Source organism: Lentilactobacillus dabitei, assembly GCF_019061365.1.
In the GTDB taxonomy this organism is placed as follows: Bacteria; Bacillota; Bacilli; order Lactobacillales; family Lactobacillaceae; genus Lentilactobacillus; species Lentilactobacillus dabitei.
In genome coordinates this window covers 1-23233 of record NZ_JAHPPD010000045.1, presented here as the reverse complement: position 1 = coordinate 23233, position 23233 = coordinate 1, and the positions used below count along the sequence as shown (strand labels likewise).

22 protein-coding genes are annotated in these 23233 nt (G+C 43.3%); 4 read left to right on the top strand and 18 right to left on the bottom strand.

Annotation, left to right across the window (positions count from 1 at the left end):
- Positions 1 to 155: 155 nt before the first annotated feature.
- The 16 genes from holA to pdhA form a co-directional block, all read right to left on the bottom strand.
- A complete protein-coding gene (gene holA, locus KTE19_RS08105) occupies positions 156 to 1175 on the bottom strand; it encodes a DNA polymerase III subunit delta (protein WP_217161578.1) in 1020 nt (339 codons plus the stop codon).
- Positions 1175 to 3406 (bottom strand): DNA internalization-related competence protein ComEC/Rec2, encoded by a 2232-nt coding sequence (locus KTE19_RS08100; RefSeq protein ID WP_249778619.1) that lies wholly within the window; start codon positions 3404 to 3406, stop codon positions 1175 to 1177. The genes holA and KTE19_RS08100 overlap by 1 nt, the downstream gene beginning before the upstream one ends.
- A 20-nt stretch (positions 3407 to 3426) precedes the next feature.
- Positions 3427 to 3903: a ComE operon protein 2 gene (locus tag KTE19_RS08095; protein ID WP_249778397.1), complete on the bottom strand. Its 477-nt coding sequence runs from the start codon at positions 3901 to 3903 to the stop codon at positions 3427 to 3429.
- Positions 3904 to 3951: 48 nt separating this feature from the next.
- On the bottom strand, positions 3952 to 4680 hold the full coding sequence (locus KTE19_RS08090; RefSeq protein WP_217161582.1) for a helix-hairpin-helix domain-containing protein: 729 nt from the start codon (positions 4678 to 4680) through the stop codon (positions 3952 to 3954).
- Positions 4681 to 4738: 58 nt separating this feature from the next.
- Positions 4739 to 5776 (bottom strand): SepM family pheromone-processing serine protease, encoded by a 1038-nt coding sequence (locus tag KTE19_RS08085; RefSeq protein WP_217342039.1) that lies wholly within the window; start codon positions 5774 to 5776, stop codon positions 4739 to 4741.
- Between the two features lie 15 nt (positions 5777 to 5791).
- Positions 5792 to 6268 (bottom strand): pantetheine-phosphate adenylyltransferase, encoded by a 477-nt coding sequence (coaD, locus tag KTE19_RS08080; RefSeq protein WP_217161586.1) that lies wholly within the window; start codon positions 6266 to 6268, stop codon positions 5792 to 5794.
- Between the two features lie 4 nt (positions 6269 to 6272).
- Positions 6273 to 6830 carry a 16S rRNA (guanine(966)-N(2))-methyltransferase RsmD gene (rsmD, locus tag KTE19_RS08075; RefSeq protein ID WP_217161588.1) on the bottom strand — a complete coding sequence of 186 codons (558 nt, stop codon included), beginning with the start codon at positions 6828 to 6830 and terminating at the stop codon, positions 6273 to 6275.
- A gap of 15 nt (positions 6831 to 6845) precedes the next feature.
- Entirely contained in the window at positions 6846 to 7127 is a 282-nt protein-coding gene (locus KTE19_RS08070) for a DUF2129 domain-containing protein (RefSeq protein WP_054748702.1), read from the bottom strand.
- A 20-nt stretch (positions 7128 to 7147) separates the two neighbouring features.
- Positions 7148 to 8323, bottom strand: coding sequence for an FtsW/RodA/SpoVE family cell cycle protein (locus KTE19_RS08065; RefSeq protein WP_217342038.1), 1176 nt, complete (start codon positions 8321 to 8323; stop codon positions 7148 to 7150).
- Positions 8324 to 8488: 165 nt separating this feature from the next.
- Positions 8489 to 10336, bottom strand: coding sequence for a translational GTPase TypA (gene typA, locus KTE19_RS08060; RefSeq protein WP_217161592.1), 1848 nt, complete (start codon positions 10334 to 10336; stop codon positions 8489 to 8491).
- A 92-nt stretch (positions 10337 to 10428) separates the two neighbouring features.
- Positions 10429 to 11208 carry an inositol monophosphatase family protein gene (locus KTE19_RS08055; protein ID WP_217342037.1) on the bottom strand — a complete coding sequence of 260 codons (780 nt, stop codon included), beginning with the start codon at positions 11206 to 11208 and terminating at the stop codon, positions 10429 to 10431.
- Entirely contained in the window at positions 11198 to 11497 is a 300-nt protein-coding gene (locus tag KTE19_RS08050) for a UPF0223 family protein (protein WP_217161596.1), read from the bottom strand. Before KTE19_RS08050 ends, KTE19_RS08055 begins: the two co-directional genes overlap by 11 nt.
- Before the next feature lie 388 nt (positions 11498 to 11885).
- Positions 11886 to 13310: a dihydrolipoyl dehydrogenase gene (lpdA, locus tag KTE19_RS08045; protein ID WP_217342036.1), complete on the bottom strand. Its 1425-nt coding sequence runs from the start codon at positions 13308 to 13310 to the stop codon at positions 11886 to 11888.
- A gap of 7 nt (positions 13311 to 13317) precedes the next feature.
- Positions 13318 to 14643, bottom strand: a complete 1326-nt coding sequence (locus tag KTE19_RS08040; RefSeq protein WP_217161600.1) for a 2-oxo acid dehydrogenase subunit E2 — start codon at positions 14641 to 14643, stop codon at positions 13318 to 13320.
- 35 nt (positions 14644 to 14678) lie between these two features.
- Positions 14679 to 15656: an alpha-ketoacid dehydrogenase subunit beta gene (locus tag KTE19_RS08035; RefSeq protein WP_217161602.1), complete on the bottom strand. Its 978-nt coding sequence runs from the start codon at positions 15654 to 15656 to the stop codon at positions 14679 to 14681.
- Between the two features lie 2 nt (positions 15657 to 15658).
- Complete coding sequence (gene pdhA, locus KTE19_RS08030) at positions 15659 to 16780, bottom strand: pyruvate dehydrogenase (acetyl-transferring) E1 component subunit alpha (protein ID WP_217342035.1); 1122 nt, start codon at positions 16778 to 16780, stop codon at positions 15659 to 15661.
- Positions 16781 to 17067: 287 nt separating this feature from the next.
- Between pdhA and def the strand changes: the two genes are divergently transcribed.
- Complete coding sequence (def, locus tag KTE19_RS08025; RefSeq protein ID WP_217161605.1) at positions 17068 to 17634, top strand: peptide deformylase; 567 nt, start codon at positions 17068 to 17070, stop codon at positions 17632 to 17634.
- 136 nt (positions 17635 to 17770) lie between these two features.
- On the opposite strand, the gene KTE19_RS08020 is transcribed toward def, so the two are convergent.
- On the bottom strand, positions 17771 to 19054 hold the full coding sequence (locus tag KTE19_RS08020; RefSeq protein ID WP_217342034.1) for an MFS transporter: 1284 nt from the start codon (positions 19052 to 19054) through the stop codon (positions 17771 to 17773).
- 352 nt (positions 19055 to 19406) lie between these two features.
- On the opposite strand from KTE19_RS08020, the gene KTE19_RS08015 reads away from it, so the two are divergent.
- Entirely contained in the window at positions 19407 to 20318 is a 912-nt protein-coding gene (locus KTE19_RS08015) for a helix-turn-helix domain-containing protein (protein WP_217161607.1), read from the top strand.
- A gap of 171 nt (positions 20319 to 20489) precedes the next feature.
- On the opposite strand, the gene KTE19_RS08010 is transcribed toward KTE19_RS08015, so the two are convergent.
- On the bottom strand, positions 20490 to 20975 hold the full coding sequence (locus KTE19_RS08010) for a hypothetical protein (protein ID WP_217161609.1): 486 nt from the start codon (positions 20973 to 20975) through the stop codon (positions 20490 to 20492).
- A gap of 190 nt (positions 20976 to 21165) precedes the next feature.
- On the opposite strand from KTE19_RS08010, the gene KTE19_RS08005 reads away from it, so the two are divergent.
- A complete protein-coding gene (locus KTE19_RS08005; protein ID WP_217161610.1) occupies positions 21166 to 21387 on the top strand; it encodes a DNA-directed RNA polymerase subunit epsilon in 222 nt (73 codons plus the stop codon).
- Positions 21384 to 23072, top strand: coding sequence for a ribonuclease J1 (gene rnjA / locus KTE19_RS08000; RefSeq protein WP_217161613.1), 1689 nt, complete (start codon positions 21384 to 21386; stop codon positions 23070 to 23072). Before KTE19_RS08005 ends, rnjA begins: the two co-directional genes overlap by 4 nt.
- Positions 23073 to 23233: the final 161 nt, after the last annotated feature.

The window sequence follows — 23233 nt, the reverse complement described above, 5'->3', positions numbered from 1 at the left end:
GAATTGACTACTATATTTTGTCACAAGAAAAGCCCCACAATCATTAGACTTACTTGTCTAACAATTGTAGGGCACTTCATTAGAACTCAATTTAGTTTCACCAACAACAGTTGACGAAGAGCCTTTATAAATGCATTAAACGACTTTTCGTCACACTAGTGTTTCATAAACTTCAGCACGAACAACTCGAACAATAATTCGGGTGACCGACTTGTCGACTTCATTTCCTTTTCAGTCTCAATCAAGCCAATATAGGCATCCCGCAGCTGGTCATACTTAAATTGCCTGACCGTCTGCATGGCCAACTTCACGCGATAGGGATGAACCTTGAGCGCCGATGCCAAGTTTCCCTGCGAGTAACCGTGCTTCTGTAAGATCATCACTTGAAGCAACAAGCGAAATTGTTGAACCAATACGGCGTTAATCCTAATTGGTTCGTCGTTTTCCAAAATTAATTGCTGGTAGATGTCCATGGACTGCTTGGCATTTTTCTTCAGCACCATATTCACCAAATCAAATACGTTTTGTTCCATCGATCGGCTGACTAGGCCATTTACCGAATCGATATTGATAACTTTTGTGTCATTGTTGTAAAGGCATAATTTGGGCAGTTCCCCCATCATTGAGGTCAACTTGCCACCGGTCAGTTGCATCATTCTATCCAGTGCATCGGGGTTAATCTTGAAACCTTTACTTGTTACCCGCTCAGTCACTAAATGCTTGATTTCAGCTTCACGCAACTTGCCAATTTCAACTATGGTCGCCACTTTTTTCAGTGCTTTGGTTATTTTTTTGCGTGCATCTAATTTTTCATACGGCGCGAAAATAACCATGATAGTTGACTGTTCTGGATGCTTTAAATAATCTTCAAAATCGTCCGTGTTCTGGTCAACTTTGGTCTTAACCTTCTTCCCAGTCAAAAAGTACGGCCGGTTAATCATCACTAATCGGCGTTCGCCAAAGAACGGCACCGAAATGGCGTCCTCAACGGCAGCCGAGACAACAACATCTTCCATGTCGTAATTGCCAATATTCATCGATCGTTCCTCTTCTGGAATCAGGTCAACAAACATGTCTTTAATCTGTTGGGAAAGGTATTCCTGATCGCCTAAAATCAGATAAACGGTGGCGGGATGCTCCTTATCAAACTGTTTTTTGAATTTTGAAAAATCCATTACAAGTTCCCTTCATGTTCATTTAATGTGGTTTCAAAATGACCGGAATTGTGACGATATACATATCTTACCATACCTTGGGTCTGCGTATTGTAGATCATCATCCCCGCTCGTTTCAAGGTTTCTAGCGTTTCAGCATTGGGATGATGATAGCGATTATTTCTTCCGGCCGAAATTAAGGCAATCTTCGGTTTGATGTGCGCAACAAACTGCGGGTCTGAAGCCGTCTTACTGCCATGATGACCAACCTTGAGCACATCGGCATGAAGCTCTGAATGACGGGAAATGGTGTCCAGTTCTCCCGGCCGATCCAGATCACCTGTAAACAGCCAGCTCAAGCCACCAATCGTTGCCCCCAGTACCATTGAATCATGATTTTCACCCAGACCCGGTTCGTAAGGATGATAAATGGATAATGGCAACCCATTGACTCGCATCTCATTGTTAACTGGTAATACACGGGTAGCCCGATGACGCCCTTCAATTCGTTTCATAAAATTGGGGTTCTTGTCCATCCCCAACGGAATTAAAATAGTCCCAATCTGCATTTCTTGAATGTACGCTGGCAAGTCCCCACAGTGATCAGCATCCTGATGGCTGACACACAAGTAATCAATCCGGGAAACGCCAATACTTTTCAAGTAGTTAATCGACAAGCGTTTCGCCTGATAATTTTTCACCCCACGCTGCCATGACTGGGTGCTGAAGTCCACTTTACCACCGGTATCAATCAGCGTCACAGAGCGATTCATTGGTGCCCTGACGAGGAAACTATCCCCTTGCCCGATACCAAACATTGTAATTTCGCCGGTAAGTGGGAAATGAATCACCAGAAAAGTCCCAACATAAAGACAACCCAGCCCAATTATTAGTCGTTTATGATTAACTTTTTTAAGGACCAGACAAAACGTTAATAGTAACATCGCGATCACAACCACTAAACTGGGTTTGCCAAAAATAATCAATCCAGGCAGCGTACTGATCCAATTGAGACCGTCATTAAAGGCCTTTAACCCGAATTCTACGAGTAATACCATCATTGGCAGCACCTTCCCAGCGATAACGCCGAAGATCACCAACGGAAAAATCACTTTTCCAAATAATGGCAACACAATGATATTCACGGCCACACTTAACAGATGCCACTCATATACGTGATAAAGCAGAATTGGTAGTATCAATAGATTCAGTAACACCGTTTGCTTTACATAGGACAAGCCATCAGACACAATTAATCCCAGTGACAACCCATAGCTCAGCTGAACCCCCATCAAAAACATGGCTTCAGGCATCAAGAAGAGGTTAATCATCAGGCACAGGCTCCAAATGTCCAGTCGAGACAGCCGGATTTGGAGTAGTCGATTGAAGATTGCAATTACCGCCATCACGACGGCGCGAAAAAGTCCTGGCGAACCACCAGAAAAAATAAAGTAGGCAGCAATACATACCAACTCAATGCCGGCTTTCCCATATTTAGAAAGCGGTAACCACGCAAGAAACTGATTGAGAATTGCCAAGAAATAATAAACGTGCATCCCCGAAATGCTAAACACATGCAGCAACCCCAGCTTCTTAACGCCAGTCATCTCATCAAAAAAATCGGTTTGACGACTGCCACTAATGAGCCCCATCGAATAGATTTGTAATGTTTTCGGCAGGGTTTCACAATAGTGATTAAATTGGCACCGTAACCGATGAATTCGGTCGACCATTGTCAATTGCGGACTTGGCCCCAAAGAGTTGATTTCATCAATCACCACGGCTCTGGCAATCTTTTGATGATGGTAATACTGCCGCATATCAAATTGGTTGACGTTGGTTGCGGGGTTAAAATCGGCCACTTTACCGCTTATTCGCAGCAAAATCGGCTCATTGGATTCCAATAGCTGGCGTTTCTGTTGCTGGGTCTTGAAGCGGCCATAAAAAACGAACTTGTGAGCATCACCCGTCAATTTGCCAATATAGCTAAAGCTGGCCCCATTTGTTTTCACCATATCCGGATAAACTTTCAACACTTGATTTTCTAACTGATCTGGTAAATCAACTTTTAGCTTCGAATTAATGCTCGTTGAAGTCACAATGAAACCCAGAGAAACACCAATCGTCATCACCAGCAACCCAACATTTCTGAGTGCTAGTAACCGAACTGCCAAAGCAATGAGCAAGATAATCCCAATGATTTTATTCCCAAACAAGGCCATACTCAAGAAGAGCATCGCCAGTGATGGCATAATTAACCAATTTCTAATTCTTAGTCAGATAAATAGGCCCTAAATGGAATTCGATCCATATCAGACTGAGTTAATTCAATTTTATTTAATGCAATATCTTTTAATTTGATGAGCCTTTGGGCGTATTCATCATTGTGATAGTTCCTAAGGTAATTAATTTTGCGGATACCAGCCTGCAACAGCATTTTGGTGCACTGAAGACAAGGAAAATCCGTCACGTAGATCTCTGCGTTGTCCGTACTTTCACCGAATTTCGCGCATTGCAAGATCGCATTCATTTCGGCATGAATCGTTCTGACACAATGACCATCCAACAGATAGCAACCGACATCGATACAATGGTCATCACCGGCAACTGAGCCATTGTAGCCACCTGCAATGATCCGCTTGTCTCGAACGATCACGGCGCCGACTGATAGCCGCTCACAGGTACTCCTGGAGGCAAGCAATACTGCCTGCATCATAAAATATTGATCCCATTTGATCCGCTTATCCATAGTTTCACCTTCCATGATGTAAATCATATCTCAAAAACGTCATCTGGGCTACACACAGATTGAAGATTTTAAATTTGCGAAGGTTTTATCACCAAAGCCGGGAACATCTTTCAACTCCTCAATTTTTTTGAATTGGCCATGAGCTTGGCGATAAGCAATGATTTGATCAGCCTTCTTGTCACCTATCCCACTGAGTTCTTGCAGCTTGGCTTTATCCGCCGTATTCAAGTTGATTTGTTGCCCACTTTGGGCATCAGAAGTTCCCTCAGCTGAACTCGTTGCTTCCGCCGCGGTGTCGCCACCACTGGCCGGAGCTTGAGGAGCTGTCGTCGTTGTCACTGGTGCCCCCTTCTCACCGCGAATTGGGACATAAATCACCTGCTGATCACTCAATTTTTGCGCGAGGTTAATTTGTTTCTTGTCCGCAGAACGATTATAGCCACCGGCCAAATTGATCGCGTCAACTACCCGCATATTGGCATTGATTTGATAAACGCCGGGATTCTTAACCGCTCCCTTAACGTCCACGTACATCTGCTGAGCCGCAGCACTGCTGGATGCCATCGGTCGCGTACTCTCCTGAGCTGTCGATTGCGACGTCGCTTGCCCACTCTGAGACGCCGTTGATTCAACCGCACTGGCATCGTCCATCGTTTGCTTATCACCATGGCTGATCAACAAGCCACCAATTACGAACATAAACACCACAATGATTCCAACCAACCCGATCAATACTTGATAAAGATATTCATCAATAAACTCACGTATCCTATTCATACTGTTCCTCCCTTCTATCTTTTATATACGAAAAAAAGGACTAGAATTATCTAATCCTTTATTGCTTTTCTAAAATTTTGACTGCTTGAGAAAAAGTTTGAACCGGAATGACTTTCATGTTCGGGGCATATTTCTTCGCAGTTTGTTTGGCTAATTGGTAATTGGTTTTATGACCAGGCTCTAATTTCAAAATTTCTTTAGTTGGTTTGATGTACGGTGCCAAGAAAATCTTTGCGCCGTGCTTTTTAGCCGTGATAATCTTTTTATCGATCCCGCCAATTTCACCGACATTCCCAAAGCCATCAACGGTCCCGGTTCCGGCAACTTTTTGCCCGTGGCGCAGATTTTTGTTTGTTAATTGACTGTATATCTGCAGTGAGAACATTAATCCGCCTGAGGGGCCGCCAACATCGCCTGGGTTCACTTTGATTGGAATATTGGTTTGGACCTTCACATCATCGGTCAAAGTAATCCCAATTCCTGCCCGATGCTTGGCAATCATAATCAGTGGTGCCGTTACTTTATGGAGATGGCCGTTTCGCCGAAAAGTCACAGTAAGTTGCTGACCAAATTTTTGCTTTTTAACATAGTTCACAAAACCGGTTGAACTCTTGAAACGATGACCGTCGATTGATTCGACAACATCACCAACTTGTAATTGATGACGGAATTTTGACTTCTTTTGAATATCCAAGACATAAATGCCGCGGTAATCCAACTTAACTTCCTTGTGGGCATGTTTGTAGGCTGTGTAGATTGCTTGGCCAATCGAGCTTTCAATGTAGAAATGCTGGACCTTGTCATATTCCTGCATATCTTGCCCAGCAGTGACACTCGCATCCGAAACCACTGAATAATATGGGCTTAATTTAGCGTACAAATACGTCACTGGCCGCGCTTTGGCAATGCTGACCGACATCAGCATGAATTGCCCCTGATATTTATCAGGATGATCCTTAATTGAGACAATCTTGCTTAAATTGGAAGCATCCCCAGGCCCTTCTATGTAGTTTGGCAGCGGCCAGAACAGTCCTGCCAGAACGATCACAAAAACAACCGACCCTAGCAGGTACCGTTTGAGCTTGGAATTTTTCATTGTTTTCCCACTTTTCTAAAGGTATTTATTTTTAAGTGCATTTGCAGCCTTGGCAGGCAAAAATTTCGAAATGTCACCATGAAACTTGGCAATCTCTTTAATCATGCTTGATGAAAGATCTCGGTAATCAGCAGCCGTTGGAATGAAAACCGTCTGAATATGTGAATCCAGTTTTTCATTTAAGCCGGCAATCGCCATTTCTGAATCCAGGTCGGAACTTCCACGGACACCTCTCAATAGGACAGTTGTCCCAAGGCTTTTAGCAAGTTCAACCGTTAATTCATCAGAGATCATGACCTCAACGTTATCGAGATCGGCCAAGGCGTCTTTGGCAAACTCTGCCCGCCGTTCAGGGGTGAACGTCGCCTTTTTATGGGTATTAATACTAATCGCAACATACACTTTGTCAAACACCCGGCTCGCCCGCTGAATCACGTCAACGTGACCTAAAGTGATCGGATCGAAACTGCCTGCATACAAAACCGCTGTCATGTCGTTACTCCTTACCAAATCGATAGATCGTTAAATTTGTTAATCCATAATTTTTTTGCTTGATCGCTTCAAACATGCCGTGAGTTGCCGGTAAGTCAGTTTGGTTATCCGTCTCACAGATAATGATCGCATCGTCATTTAGTAACCCCAGCTCAAACAAACTGTCAATCGTGGCGATGATCCGTTGCTTTTTATAAGGCGGATCCAAAAAGACCATATCAAACTTTTGTTGGTTATCTGCCAGTTGCTTTAATACGGTTTCCGCATTTCCTTTGATAATGTCAAACTGATCAGCGGCATGAATCTTTTCAACGTTTTCTTTGATTGCCTTGATCGCTTGAAATTGCTTATCCACCAAAATTGCTTTGGTCATCCCACGAGAAACGGCTTCAATGCCAACGGCGCCGGAGCCCGCGAACAGGTCAAGAAACGCCCCACCGTTGTAGTAAGGACCGGTCATACTAAAGAGCGATTCCTTGACTTTATCCGTGGTTGGCCGCGTTTTATCACTTTTGACGGGTGTTAACCGAATGCCACCATATTTTCCAGATACAATTCTCAATCTACTAACCTCATCTTAAAAATCTTCATCAAACGAATCATCATCCTCAACCGAATTCTTGCCCTCAACCTCACTCACAAGCTCGTTCAGGTGAGACGGGACCACTTGTTTGACATAGCCTTCGGATGTGAGCTTCTTCGTTACTTCTTCTTGTTGATCCTTGTTCACATACAACAGGGCATACCTCATTCGCTTTGACACGTAGTAGAGGCGGCCGAATTGTTTTAAGCTTCTTGAATGTTTAACTGAATGTAAATACACAATTAAACCGATTGTCGGTTGAATTTCAAATGCCAAATTGACATCTCCTTTGAAACCTAATTGGTAGTAGCTTGCAACGCTCGCCGGGCTTCTCGTTGCCGGTTAGAAACATTTAATACCAGCCCGAGGCAAAGCGATAACGTCAAAATACTGGAACCACCGTAACTAATGAACGGGAAAGTCACCCCAGTAATTGGCAAAGCACCGAGGACCCCGCCCATATTAAATAATGTCTGAATGGTTAGATAGGTCGCAACGCCATAACAGATTAAGCTTTGATACGTGCTGTTACTCCGAATGCCAAGTAGAACCGTTCTAGCAATAATGAACGTTAATAAGGCCATCACGCAAATCGCCCCGATGGCGCCTAATTCTTCGGTTAGAATTGACATGATGAAATCAGTATTGGGTTCTGGTAGGTAACCCGTTTTTTGGACACTATTTCCTAAACCAACGCCGAACAGACCGCCGTTACTAATCGCATAATAAGAATTGACCAGTTGCTGACCCGCTCCAGTTGCGTGACCGAACGGATTTGTAAAGGCAATAATCCGTTGGAGTTGGTATGAATTGGAGAACATACTGCTCTTAGACATCGGCACTAAAATGAAATTAATGGCTGCGTAAACCAGCACCACGCCGCCAAATAAGAAGGAAACTGCCTTCTTCCAAGAAATCCCGCTGGTCATGAAGATTACAAATACAATTGCAAAATTGATTGCAGCGCCACCAGCATCAGGCTGAGCAAAAATCAAGATAATCAAGATTCCACACCGCACCATCGTCGGCCAAAGTTGGCCCCACCAATCTGCGGCAGACCGCGTAATGATATCTTGTTTGGCATCAATGATATTTGCCAGCCGGATAATTAGAAAAAATTTGACGAATTCAGCTGGCTGCAGGCTAAATGGGCCAACCCGAATCCAACCCGCAGCCCCATTAATTGTGGCCCCAAAAGCCAATAACCCGACTAAAACCACAAAGAAAATGATTTCTAACGAAGACAAAAATTGTTTATTCCTCAGTTTAGAGAGTTTAAATCGACTCATCAAGACGACAATGATCACGCTCAGAATAACGTAAAATAGTTGCTTTTTAAAGTAGCTAAGTGGACTACCGCCGTTTTGGATACCAATATTGGCACTAGCTGAATATACCATAATAATTCCGATCACCGACATGATGATATACGGAATAAATAGAAAATAATCTAAATTCTTAAAACGAGACATTGGCTCCACTCCACTTTTCCACTTGTTTATGTATCCACATCGAACTTCATTATATCATATCTATCTCTTTGAAATGACTGAAGTTCGAGTGGTCAAAACAGAGGACCGAAGTATACCCGAAGGTTACCTGATCCTCTTAGTTGAAAAGGTTTTATTAAATTTATCTTAGCTGTGCTTTCTTCTCTTAGCTTCTTTTTCACGAGAACTAGAGTTCAAAATCTTTTTCCGCAAACGAATATGGTGAGGCGTTACTTCACACAATTCATCCTCGTTCAAGAATTCCAAAGATTCTTCAAGGCTTAAATGAGTTGGTGTCTTAATCCGCGCCATATCATCAGATCCGGCAGCCCGAACGTTAGTCAAGTTCTTACCTTTGGTGATGTTAACCGTAATATCATTTTCACGGTTATTTTCACCAACGATCATTCCTTCGTACACTTCTGTACCTGGATCGATCAATAAAGTACCTCGGCTTTCAATCCCCATCATTGCATAGGTAGTAGCTTTACCGGCGTTCATTGAAACAAGGGTTCCCTTCTTACGACCAGGGTTCCAACCCTTAATAACTGGCATGTACTTTTCAAAAGTATGGTTCAAGATACCATAACCACGAGTCATTGATAGGAATTCAGTTGAATAACCAATCAAGCCACGAGAAGGTGCCAAGAATGTCAACCGGGTTTGGCCATTATCAGTTGTTTCCATGTTCTGCATCTCACCCTTACGTTGTGAAAGGGTATCGATAATTGAACCGGTATATTCGTCAGGCGTATCAATTTGAACGGACTCGAATGGTTCGCACATTTGGCCATCAACTTCTCGATAGATAACTTCTGGACGAGAAGCTTGTAATTCGAAGCCTTCACGACGTAACGTTTCGATCAAGATTGACAAATGAAGTTCACCACGACCAGAAACAGTCCATGAACCAGGATTATCAGTATCTTCAACTCGAAGTGATACATCGGTATGCAATTCACGCTTCAATCGGTCTTCCAATTGACGGGCAGTCACAAACTTACCATCTTGGCCAGCAAATGGTGAAGTATTGGTTCCAAATGTCATTTGCAGGGTTGGTGCATCGATTCTCAGAATTGGAAGTGGTTCTGGTGTCTTTGGATCAACAACCGTTTCACCAACGTTAATATCTTCCATCCCGGAAACGGCAATTAAATCACCAGCCTTGGCTTCTTGAATGTCTTCTTTCTTAAGGCCAAAGAATCCCATTAACTTAGTTACCCGGAAGTTTTGCTTAGAACCATCAAGCTTCATAACAGTAACGTTATCTCCCACTCTGATAGTTCCCCGGAAAATTCGGCCAATCCCAATTCGGCCAACGAAATCATTATAATCAAGCATTGCAACTTGGAATTGTAATGGTTCGTCTGAATTATCAATTGGAGCCGGAATGTTTTTGATGATGGTGTCGAAAATTGGCTTCATCGTGTGTTCCTGCTTGCTGATGTCGGAATCATAACTTGATGTTCCGTTCATAGCTGAAGCATAAACAACTGGGAAGTCCAATTGTTCTTCATCAGCACCTAATTCGATAAAGAGATCAAGAACTTCATCCACAACTTCTTCAGGACGAGCACCCTCACGATCGACTTTATTAATCACAACAATTGGTGTTAAATGTTGTTCCAATGCCTTTTTAAGAACAAATCGAGTTTGTGGCATGGTTCCTTCGAAAGCATCAACGACTAGTAAACAACCGTCAACCATTCGCATGATCCGCTCAACTTCACCACCGAAATCAGCATGCCCTGGTGTATCCAAAATATTAATTTGTTTATCACCATACTTAACAGCAGTGTTCTTAGAAAGAATCGTGATGCCTCGTTCTCTTTCGATTGCATTAGAGTCAAGGGCACGATCCTCAATCTGGACATGTTGATCCAAAGTATCTGATTGTTTCAATAGTTCGTTAACCAAGGTTGTCTTACCGTGGTCAACGTGGGCAATAATTGCGATGTTACGAATGTCGTCACGTGTTTTTAGTTTTGTATCCAAGTCGTTTGCTTCCCTTCATTATAAAACGTTACCGAATGATACACATCTTAATCTATTGGCATAAAAAAACTGTGACAACCGTCACAGTATGACTATTGACCTACAATTGTAAGAATGTCTCGATGTGCCTTTCGTGTTGCTAACAATACCGTGGTTGATGATAACACATCTAAGGGTTGCCCGTCAACAGTGGTTACCTTAATGCCAACGGCTTCACACAATATCCGACCAGCACCGAAATCCCATGGTTTCAGGTATGAAATATAGCCAACCAGTTCACCTCTCAGGACAGAAATAATATCAATCCCAGCACTGCCATACACCCGCATCCCTAATGATTGATTGGCAATATCGACCATATTGTAATCATTATGCAGGACCATGGGACCACTTAACCCCACCAAGCCTTCGCGCAATGGGGTATCCGCAACTTTAACCAAAGGCTGACCATTATCAGACACGCCAATTGAAGGGCCACCTGATAATAATCGGTTCCCCATCACGTCTAAAATATAGCCTAAGACGCCCTTGCCATCCACGTACAAGGCAATCATAATGGCAAAGTGATTCCGTTGCTTGACAAAATTCATGGTACCATCAATCGGGTCTACTATCCAGACATGGCCGCGAGTCGATTGCACATCGTCACCGGAACCTTCTTCACCTAGAATTTTGGCGTCTGGATCAAACGCCCGAATTTGGCCAACGATGAATTTTTCGTTTTGTTTATCAATATTGGTCACTAAGTCCGTTCTGCTTGTCTTGGTATCTACGGTCAACCTGGTATCGATTTTTCTGAGAACGTTGTCCCGCGACTCCCTTAACCAACTCTTAACCGTTTTATCTATTCTTTTAATTTCACTAACGTCCATTGTTTGCGCCATCCATTTTTACAGTCTTAATTTCTGATGCCTTGGCCTTTTTAACCACGGCATAGGCATCATATCCGGAGCGTTTCAAAAATTCTTTTTCCAATTGCTTCTGTTCCATCTGGGCCGGCAATGTTGCCCGAAAACCATTGTAGGCCTTCATCAACTCAGCTCGATCAACACCACCCCGCTGTTCATAAGCTTCCTCCACTTTTTGGAAGAATCCCACAACGATGATGACTTCATCCACATCTAATCCATCGATCAATGGATATTCGTATCCATCGGCCATGAAAATCAACTCCGATCATTATTTACTCTTGATGTCATTATAGATGAAATTGAAAGTTTGTGAAATATTATTGTGATGAAGTTGGCTGGATTTTAGGAAACTGGTGTTTTGGTCAGCTGATAAGGCATCGTCAACATGCCAATCAAATCGTTTTTTTGGAACCAAAAAAGTTGGGGCATATATTAATTTCCAATCCGTCATTATTCGTTTGGATCGCTGTAGTCACTTGGATAAAAGCTGCGCCAAACGGCTGATCCCAGAATTTAACGAAAAGAACCAACTATTCCAAAATCAGGAATAATTGGTTCTTTTCGTTAAATTCTGGGATCAAAACACTTATTGTCTCAGTCCCCTTATAAAAACACGTCAAATTTTGCTTATTCCATCCCTAAATGTGAGTTGGGTAGTCCAGTGCGATATCCGCTGCTTCTTGAACGGGCTCGCTTAACGTTGGGTGTGGATGAATCGTCAGCGCAATATCTTCTACATTCATCCGGCCATTAACTGCCAGACTCAATTCTGCCACCAAATCACTGGCACCTGGGCCGGCAATTTCGCCACCGACAATTGTTTGATCATCTTTTGTATAAATCAACCGAACGAAGCCATCCGCTTGATCCAAAGAAACTGCTCGGGCATTCCCTGCAAATGGGAACTTCGCCGTTGCAACTTCCAATCCTTGATCCTTAGCTTGGGCTTCCGTTAAACCAACCACGGCGAGTTCGGGATCGGAGAAGCAGACCGCTGGCACGCCAATATAATCATTAGCGGTATTTTTACCAGCAATTGCGCCAGCAGCCACTTTGCCTTGGAAGAAGGCCTTATGGGCGAGCGCTGGCCCAGAGGCAATATCACCAATCGCAAAAATATGTGGCGAAGCTGTTCGGCCTTGTTCGTCGGTTTCGACAATACCATGATCGTTAACCTTAACCTTGGTATATTCAAGCCCTAAGTCATCGGTATTTGGTCGGCGACCAACGGTAACCATGCAATAATCGGCTTTAATTGTGGTTTGTTTGCCATCTTCTTCATAGGTAACAGTCGCGCCGTTATCGTCTTGGCTTGAAGAAATTGCTTTGGCACTGGTATGAACATCAACGCCCTTTTTCTTCAATTGTTTCAAGACGAGGGCAACCATATCCTTGGTAAAGCCATTCAAAATGGAGTCGAGTCCTTCAATGATGGTGACATGGGCGCCAAGGTTAGCATATGCGCCAGCCAATTCAGTTCCAACGTAGCCACCGCCAATCACCACGAACTCTTTCGGAATTTCCGGCAAATTCAAACCACCTGTCGAATCAACAACCCGGCCTTCAAACTTAAAGCCAGGAATTTCAACGGGGTGCGACCCACTGGCAATGATCAGATTCTCAAACTGGATAGTCGTTCCAGTATCTGCGCTCATGAACTGCTGAGGCCCAGTCGGCATTACCCGCAGTTGGGTGTCACTATCAAGAACGGCTTCCCCGTGGATAATTTCCACCTTGTGCTTATTAAGGAGCATTTTAACGCCGTTGGTCATCCGATCAACAACCTTTTTTTGCTTCCATTCTTGGGTCTTCTTAAAGTCAATTGTGGCTGGTTGGGTTGTAATCCCATAAGTTGAAGCGTCATTTGCTTCTCTAAATCGATGCCCGGCAGCAATCAAAGCCTTTGACGGAACACACCCAACATTCAAACAGACCCCACCCAGGGTATCTGATTTTTCGATCAGGGTTACCTTTTGCCCCAATTCAGATGCTCTGATTGCGGCAACGTAGCCGCCAGGGCCAGCGCCAATAATAACCGTTTCTTTCTTTTCAACATCTGCCATTATTCGATCATCCTTCCATCAACAACATTGCTGGATCATGAAGCAATTGATTCATGTAATTCAAGGCATTTTGAGCAAGGGCGCCATCAATTAATCGGTGATCATAACTCAATGAAAGCTTCATCATGTTACCTACTTTGATTTCGCCATCTTCATCGACAATTGGTTCTTTAGCAATCTTGCCAACTCCCAAAATTGCAACTTCAGGTTGATTGATAACCGGCGTGAACCAGCCACCACCAATTGAGCCGACGTTACTAATTGTAATGGAGCCGCCTTGCATCGTATCAGCCTTCAACTTGTTATCATAGGCTGCCTGACTGTTTTCACGGATTTCTTTGGCAATTTCAAACATCCCTTTGGAATCTGCATTCTTGATATTTGGAACGTACAAGCCATGATCAGTGTTCGTTGCAATGCCCACGTTGTAATAGTGTTTGTAAACAATTTCCTGAGTGCTGTCATCAATGGAAGCGTTAAATTCAGGATACTTCTTCATTACCGCAACAATTGCCTTCACAATATATGGTAAGAAGGTCAAATGGATATCCTGATCGGCAGCCATTTGCTTGTACTTCTTCCGGTTAGCCATCAAGGCACTCACTTCAACATCATCAAATGAAGTGACGTGCGGTGAAATATCCTTGGACGTCCGCATTGCTTTTGCGATCGTCTTTCGCATCATGGACATTGGCTCTCTGGTTTCAAGATCAGGCTCACCAGACTTCCATGGTTTGACTGCCTGACCACTGGCCCTTGTTTGTACCGGTGCAGCTTCAGGGGCCTTTTCAGCCGGTGCAGCAGCTGGAGCGGCGGTAGGATTAAAGTTGTCAATATCAGCTTTAGTGACCTGCCCATGATTTCCGGTCGCAGGAACCGCCGTGATGTCAACGCCTTTATCTCGAGCATACTGACGAACTGATGGCATTGCCTTCACAATTGCGTTTGGATTTGAAGCAGCCGGCGGAGCGGTTACCGTTGCGGCAGGCGCTGGAGCAGCGGGAGCAGGTGCTTCCTCTTTGGCTGGAGCGGGAGCAGCTTCTTCTTTAGCAGGTGCTGCTTCTTTAGGCGTCGTATCATCGCCGGTATCTGGAGACCCATCATCAATGGTGACTAGGACATCGCCGACTTCAGCCGTCTCTCCTTCTTTTTTATCAATACTTTTAATGGTTCCAGCAACTGGAGATGGCATTTCCTGGACGGATTTATCGTTTTGGATTTCGACTAAAACATCGTCTTCCTTAACTTTATCACCAACCTTCACGTCCCAGGCGGCAATTTCACCTTCCGTAATTCCTTCTCCCATTTCTGGTAGTTTAAACTTATAAGCCATGGGATCTAACTTCCTTTCTTTACCAAATTAGAATTTTAGTAGTTCAAAATTTCTCGAACTTTATCTTCAATATCATCTGCATCCGGAAGCCAGTCGTTTTCTGCCATAGCAAATGGGAAAATACTATCTGGAGCAGCAACTCGACCAATCGGCGCATCCAGTGACATGATGTCTTTTTCAGCAATATCTGCCGCAACTTTTGCGCCGGCACCGGTCATCTTCTGGGCTTCTTGAGCGATGACAACTTTGTGAGTTTTATCAATCGAAGCAAAGATCGTTTCATCGTCAATTGGTGATAATGAGCGTAAATCAATCACTTCAACCGAGATGTTTTCTTTTTCTAATTTGTCTGCTACTTTAAGTGCCTCATTAACCTCTGCACTATAAGCAACAATGGTAATGTCAGATCCTTCTCTTACAACGTTTGCTTTGTCTAGGGGAACCGTATAGTGGCCCTCTGGAACTTCTGCCTTCATCGAACGATAAAGCTTCAAGTTCTCCATGAACAGAACTGGATCGTTATTTTCAACGGCAGCAATAATCATTCCCTTGGCATCGTATGGATTAGCAGGGGTTACAACTCGCAGCCCTGGGATGCCAATGAATAATCCTTCCAGCGAATCACCGTGAAGTTCAGCGGTATGGGTCCCACCACCAAATGGGGTTCGAATCGTAATTGGCATCGAGATATCGCCTGAAGAACGGAAGCGGTTCCGAGACATTTGACCACCAATTGAGTCAACAGCTTCCATTGTGAATCCCATGAATTGAATTTCTGGAATTGGCCGCCAACCGGTCAATGACAGCCCAATGGACATACCTAAAATTCCTGATTCTGCCAATGGGGTATCGAAGACTCGATCAGTTCCATATTTGTCTTGGAGGCCTTCAGTTGTTCTAAATACCCCACCGTTCTTGCCGACATCTTCACCGAAAATCAGCGTTTTAGGGTCGTTTTGTAATACTTGGTCAAGCCCGTCGGTAATTGCTTTAATATACGTTAATTTAGCCATGATTATTTCGACTCCTTTGCTTCAAATTTCTTGATGTCAGCAGCTACATCTGGGGTTGGAACTTCAAATGTGTGCTTCAAGAAGTCGCTGATCTTTTGCTTAGGAGCGGCTTCAGCATCTTTCATTGCTTGCTTGAATTCATCTTTATATTGGGCAACTAATTGATCTTCTTTATCCTGATCCCAAAGTTTCTTATCGGTCAGCACTTTTCGCAACCGAATCAATGGGTCACGGTCGAACCATGGCTTTTCTTGTTCCTTTGTCCGATAACGACTTGGGTCATCACCAGCTGAACTGTGGGCACCAAATCGGTAGGTCAAAGTTTCAACTAATACAGGACCATTTCCAGCCGCAGCGAAGTCACGGGCATCTTTGGCAACTAAGTAAGTTGCTAAGATATCCATCCCATCAACTTGGGTTCCAGGGACTCCTGAAGCAACCCCTTTTTGAGCCAATGTTTCAGCCGCAGTCTGGGTGTTTCGAGGAACTGAAATTGCCCAGCCATTATTTTGAACAAAAAAGACAGCTGGAGCTTGGAATGAACTCGCAAAGTTAACGCCTTCATAGAAGTCACCCTGTGAAGTACCGCCATCACCTGTAAAGGCATAAGCAACGGTATCTTTTTCACCATTCTTCTTAATACCAAGAGCCGCACCCGCTGCCTGAACATATTGGGCACCAATAATGATTTGTGGAATCCAAGCACGGACGCCTTCTCTGAAGTAGTCATAGCATTGATAGTGACCCTTGGACCACAGGTAGCCTTCCTTAACAGTGGCGCCATGCTGAATCAATTGTGGTAAGTCACGGTATGCTGGGAAAAGGTAATCCTGCTTCTTCATAGCGGAGGCAGTTCCCATTTCGGAAGCTTCCTCACCATAAGTAGGGGCATAGAAACCCAAACGGCCTTGACGAGAGAAGTTCATGGTTTGTTCATGGAGGGCCCGCTCCCAAACCATCTTTTCCATCAAATTAACTAAATCATCGTCGCTAAAACGATCAAACAATTCTTGGTTAACGATTTTCCCGTTTTCATCAATAACTTGAATCGGTTTCTTGTAAGGATCGCTCATTGTGGATTTGATTTTGGCAAAATCAACAACTTGCTTGTCTTCTGCTGCCATAAATAACACTTTCCTTTCCTGTGAAGCTCGACTTGTGATGCACAATCGAATCTTTCTAAACCATACTTCAAATTTAGCATTTTTCGCAACCGTTTGCAAGCCCTTACATTACTATGAAACAACATTTTCGAAACGTTTTAACAAGTTACTGAAATCACATTTGAAATGACTTGTCGCAGTAAGAGATTGTGAAAATTCACAAAATAATTTGCGGATAGTTTTTTTAGCAGATTTACGCTAAAATGGTTGTTAGCGTTTAGTTCAAAATTTATTCGGAGGTCTTTGTAGTGTTTTTAATGAAAGATATTGTTCGAGATGGAGATCCGGTTCTCCGCAAACAAGCTCAAAAAGTCAAGTTCCCCTTAAGTAAGGAAGATCAACAGTTAGCTCACGACCTCATGGAATACTTGGAGGTTAGTCAGAATCCTGAACTGTGTGAAAAATACAAATTGCGTGCTGGGGTTGGCTTGGCGGCTCCCCAAGTCGGCGTATCAGAAATGATGGCGTCGGTATTGGTACCTAATGAAGACGAAAATGAAAGCGATAAGCCACTTTTCAAAGATGTCATTATTAATCCGGTGATTGTTTCAAATTCGGTTCAACGCGGTGCTTTGACTGAGGGCGAAGGTTGCCTATCAGTCGATAAAGATATTCCCGGATACGTCCCCCGAGCAGCCAGAATCACGCTCAAATATACGGACGTTAAGGGTGAAGATCATAAGATCCGACTGAAAAATTACCCGGCAATCGTCTGCCAACATGAGATTGACCATTTACATGGGACATTGTTCTATGATCATATCAATCAAGATAATCCGTTTGCCAAATCTGATGACGAAATTTTTATTTATTAGTTGCTAATCTGCAGAATCAACAGCTTAAAGCATGTACATAAGCCATTTTCATCGACAGTCCCGGCTAGGGATCTTCGATAAAGGTGGCTTATTTTTTGATGAGCTAACGGCTTTTCAACTAATCAGCTCAATCGCTTTAATGATTTTCCTCAATCGGCTGATTTGCACTCATTGGCTGACGACGTTCTTCACGATACATTAACCGACTCAGGACCATGGTGAATCCGATTAAGATCGCCCCACTGGCTGTGAAGTTAAGCCAACTTGGCCAAACTTGAAAAATGACTGTAAAGATAATAATGCCGATTGGAGTTGATGCCATGTTAATCGACATGACGGTCGAGGAAACCCGTCCCAATAAATCAGTAGGAACTGTCTTTTGAATATAGATCCCCATTGGCGTATTTAGAAATGCCAACGAAATCCCACTGATGCATAAAATGATTCCGCCAACCACTCGAAGCGCATTGACGCTCAATCCCGGAATGACCACAAAGCCAAACATCAATAAGGTCACGCCAACCAGCATAAATGCTGATGTCAAAATCCTGGTCAGCCGTTTAATTGGCGGCAACACCGCAATGACTAGATTCCCGATCAACACACCGGAAGCATAGAGTGAATTTAAGATTCCAAGGGATAGATCACCAGCATGCAGTTGATGCACCACCATGAATGGCATCCCAATATTTAACGCGGAAATCATCAGATTTAAAAAGGCCCCGCCGCTCATTACGCACCTCAAAAACTTATTGGAACCGATATAGTGTAACCCGTCTTTAAACTGGGCCCACTGAGACGCCGCATTATCACTGTGAATTTGAGCAACAGGTTGATAATGAAACTTCATTGAAAGAAGGATCACTAAGGTCAAGGCGTTAGCCGCAATCGAAAAGGCAATAAATGTTTTGAATCCTAATAACGCATAAAAAGAGGTCGCAACAATCGGTGAAAAGATGTTGGCAAATGACGTTGCTGATTGGGTGAGCGAGCTTAATTTTTGAATATGCTTCTCATTTACCAATTCGTGAATAGCTGCATTATAACCGGTTGTCATCACGCTTTGAACAATGTAGTTAATAATCAGGAATAACACCGTTGGGATAATTTTACCCACGCCGTGAAAATAACCGATCGTGAGTGCGTACCCGACCAAGGCAATTAAGCGAATCAGGATGCTGATCACCAGTAATGGTTTGTGGGGGTGCCGATCAACCAGATTGCCGATTGGCATTAATCCCAATAAGCTCACCAATGGCATGATGATCATCGATAATCCAAAGCTCAGTGACATCCCGGTTTCAGCAAGTAACATCAACCCCATCGCCAGCGAAAACATGTCCGCTGAAAACGCACTGATGAGATTGCTGGAAAAGTCTTTAATGATTTGAATATTTGATTGATGATCAGTAATTTCCATCGGTTAATCCTCCCTGAGTGACAAAAGTGAGCGGATCCAAGCAGTTAGAGATCGGAGTGTAAGTCTCCTCGAACAGAAATTCCGGGTTATGGAATTTTTGTTTGAGGTACTTACATGCAGATCTCTGCTTGGAGGAGCTGTCCTAAGAATAGTGAGCGGATCCAGGCGGTTAGTAACCGGAACGTAAGTCGCCTCCGAGGGGAATTCCCGGTCCTGGAATTTTTCTTGGAGGTGCTTACGTGCAGGTTGCTGCCTGGAGGAGCTGTCCTAATTGATTAACTTGAATATTACTAGCCATCCAGCGCTAAAAGGATTAAAATATGTTGCAAATGTGCGACATAGGAGGACAAAAATGGCATCTATCGGGGAAACGGTTAAGAAAATTCGCAACATCAAAGGATTTACCCAAAAAGAAGTATATTCGGGCATCGTGTCACGATCCTTCGCCAACCGATTTGAACGTGGGCTCAATGATGTCAGTGCATCCAAGCTGTTTGCCATTCTCGACAACTTATCAATTTCAGTCGATGAGTTTCGCTTTATTCAAAATGATTATCATCAGACGGCCACTCAAGAACTTGATAATCGACTTCGGAAAGCCTACGATGCTCACAATCTTCAAATCATGGGCAAGATTGTCGCCGATCATAAAGAAAGCCCAAATCTCGGGTTACGGTCTCTAGCAGCGACCGGTGAAATTTTGATTGAGTCCTATTATTCCAAAACCATCACGGTTACACCAGAAATCGACAATCTTTGGAATAAGCTGTTTTCGTCCAAGACTTGGACCATTCAAGAAATTAAGTTTGCGGATATTCTATTTGTCATTGCAATCAGTAAGGGGAAAGCCGAGCTAATCCCTGAAATATTTGATCAATTTGAAAAAAATTGTAAACAATACATTTCGCTTGAAAACGATCCATTTGACATGTCAACTGAATTAATGAATATGTATTTGACGGTCTTTCAGATTCAGCTTAATTTGACTGAATATGACCGGGCCAGAAAACTCATCGATAGAGTGATGGTCATCGATCCTCACACTTTATCAGCTGATGGGAGAATCATGCAGCAGCTGATTAATGGCGTTTGGCAGCTATACTTCGGTGACGAAACAAAAGGTGATCAAATTCTGAAAGCAATTGAACAATTTGAGGGGCTGTATTCGCCGCCGATCGATCATAACGCAATGGGAATTATTGAAATTCGGCGGAAATTGGCGAAACAATATCGAAAAGAATTGGGCAAGCAGGCAACTGATTAATTAGCTTTACATGAAAACTGTTGTTTTAGAAGTTGTCGTTTTCTGTTGTGGTCGATCGAATTTTAGCTGGGCTACATCATTAATTGGTCGTTTCCAAATAAAAATCCCCGAGCAAGAATTTCTGCTTGAGGAGAGTGATTTACCAACTATTAAGTATTTAAATTCCACACATTACAACCTTTTCAAATCATCCACATATTCCACGGTGGTCAGGTTAACCAAGTAGGCCACATCAAAGTGGAGCCGATCATCCAACTGCCACATATCTGTGACCATAAAGACTGGCTGATCCACGTTTTCAAAATGAACGTGCATGTGGTGATTATTCCCATAATCAACCAATGCCGTGGCGAGAAGCTTTTTAAATTCAGGGATTGTGCCTTTCATCTTGCTAATTGGCAAATGATATTCGAAGGCCATGACCCCCCGCCCCCAAATTTCTGCAATTTGTTCGGAGCGTAAGTCGGAATTGTCAAACGTCTCCAGATCACCGAATTTCATCAGCTCATGAACGGCCGTTTTCACCGCCTCGTTGCAAACTCGTTGGGCTAACGCTGTTCGTTTGCGGCTTGGCCGGGTAACGAATAAGTAATGAATCAAGTTATAGATAGCAAACGCCGCAACCAGGCCAATGACAATTTGGATAATTAATTCCATACTTAGCTCCCCATTTCTTTTCGTTACACTAATTCTACCATGACATCATCAAGACGATTACTTTCAACTTTATATACTTATGTTTTATAATATGGTAATATATCGTTATTAGTTGTGTTTTCACAACCACTAGTCCGAAGAGAAACCCAACTGTTTCTTAAATAAAGTATAATTTTAAAGGAGTTTTTTTATGATTTGGAAAGTATTATATCAACCCAGCAAGAAGCAAAGTCCTCGCCGGGAAACGACCCATGCCCTTTATGTGGAGGCAGATACCGAAGTGGAAGCTCATGCACTTGTCGAAGATCATACCGACTACGAAATTGAGTTTATTGAGCCATTACAAGGCAAGCACCTCGAATATGAGCAAGCCAATGAAGACTACAGGTTAACGGAGTTCAATAATAAATGAAAAAATTAAACGTCAAAAATAACGAAGCAGCTATCTATGGCGTTGGTGGTCTAGGTGAAATTGGTAAAAACACCTATGGAATTCAGTTTCAAGATGAAATTATTTTAATCGATGCCGGCATCAAGTTCCCAGAAGATGACCTTCTGGGGGTTGATTACGTCATCCCTGACTATCAATATCTAGTGGACAATAAGGACAAAATCAAGGCACTCGTCATCACCCATGGCCATGAGGACCATATTGGTGGAGTTCCTTACCTGATGAAGGTTTTGAATGTTCCTATTTACGCTGGCCCATTAGCGATGGCACTTATCAAGAACAAGTTGGAAGAACACGGTTTGCTGAACTCGGTTGAATTACATGAGATTAGCGATAAATCTGTGCTCAAGTTTAGAAAAATGAAGGTTTCTTTCTTCCGGACGACCCATTCAATTCCAGATACTGTCGGAATTGCCGTTCACACTCCGGTCGGCGTCATAGTGGAAACCGGTGATTATAAGTTCGATCTGACCCCAGTGACCAACCAGCCGCCTGATTTACAAGAGATGGCCCGATTGGGTGCTGAAGGTGTTCTGTGCTTAATGTCTGATAGTACGAACGCTGAGAAGCCAATTTGGACCCACTCCGAAAAATGGGTTGGTAATTCGATTGCGCATATTTTTGATCAGATTCAGGATCGAATTATTTTTGCCACTTTCGCTTCGAACATTTCGCGGATTAAGACTGCCTGTGATAACGCGATGGCTCACGGTCGTAAAATCGCCGTCTTCGGCAGAAGTATGGATGCGGCAATCGTTAACGGTCGCGAACTTGGCTATCTAGATATTCCAGACGATGCGTTTGTGGATGCCCATGATCTCCAATCACTTCCTGCCAATAAAACGTTGATCTTATGTACGGGATCACAAGGTGAGCCAATGGCTGCCCTTTCACGGATTGCCAACGGGACCCACCGTCAGATTTCAATTCAACCAGGCGATACAGTTATTTTCTCAAGTAATCCAATCCCTGGTAACACGACTAGCGTTAACAGCGTCATTAATAAGCTTGAAGAAGCCGGCGCCAACGTTATTCATGGTCGGGTAAACAACATTCACACTTCTGGTCATGGTGGCCAGGAAGAACAAAAGCTGATGCTCCGCTTGATGAAGCCGAAGTTCTTTATGCCGATTCACGGTGAGTATCGAATGTTGAAAATTCACACGGAACTCGCAGAACAATGTGGGGTTCCAATGGATCATAGCTTCATCATGCAAAATGGTGATGTTCTGGCTCTTTCAAAAGATAATGCCCGAATGGCTGGTCATTTCCAAGCCGGTGATGTTTACATTGATGGCAGCGGAATTGGTGATATTGGCAGTATTGTCTTGCGAGACCGTCAACTATTATCTGAGGAAGGCATCGTTGTTGTCGTTGCCACAATCAATTTACACAACCAGGAAATTCAATCTGGGCCAGATATCTTGTCCCGTGGGTTTGTGTACATGCGAGAATCTGGCGAGTTGCTTGATGAAGGCCGGCGACTTGTTTTCAAGACCATTCGAAAAGCAATGCGTGCTAAAAAAGCAACGGAGTCTTCAATTAGAAACGCCGTTATCGATGACTTACAAGAATTCCTCTATGATAAGACGGAACGTCATCCAATGATTTTACCAATGCTTATCATGAATGGAAATCAAAAATAGGTTTTCAACTGATTCCATAATGACTTAGTAGGCTTGAGATTGGGACAAAAATCACTTTGATCCCAGAATCTAAGTGAAAAAGCGGCTCTTCGTCAACTGTTGTTGGTGAAACTAAATTCGAGTTCTAATCACTTTGTGATTAGGGCTCTTTTTGTTTTGAC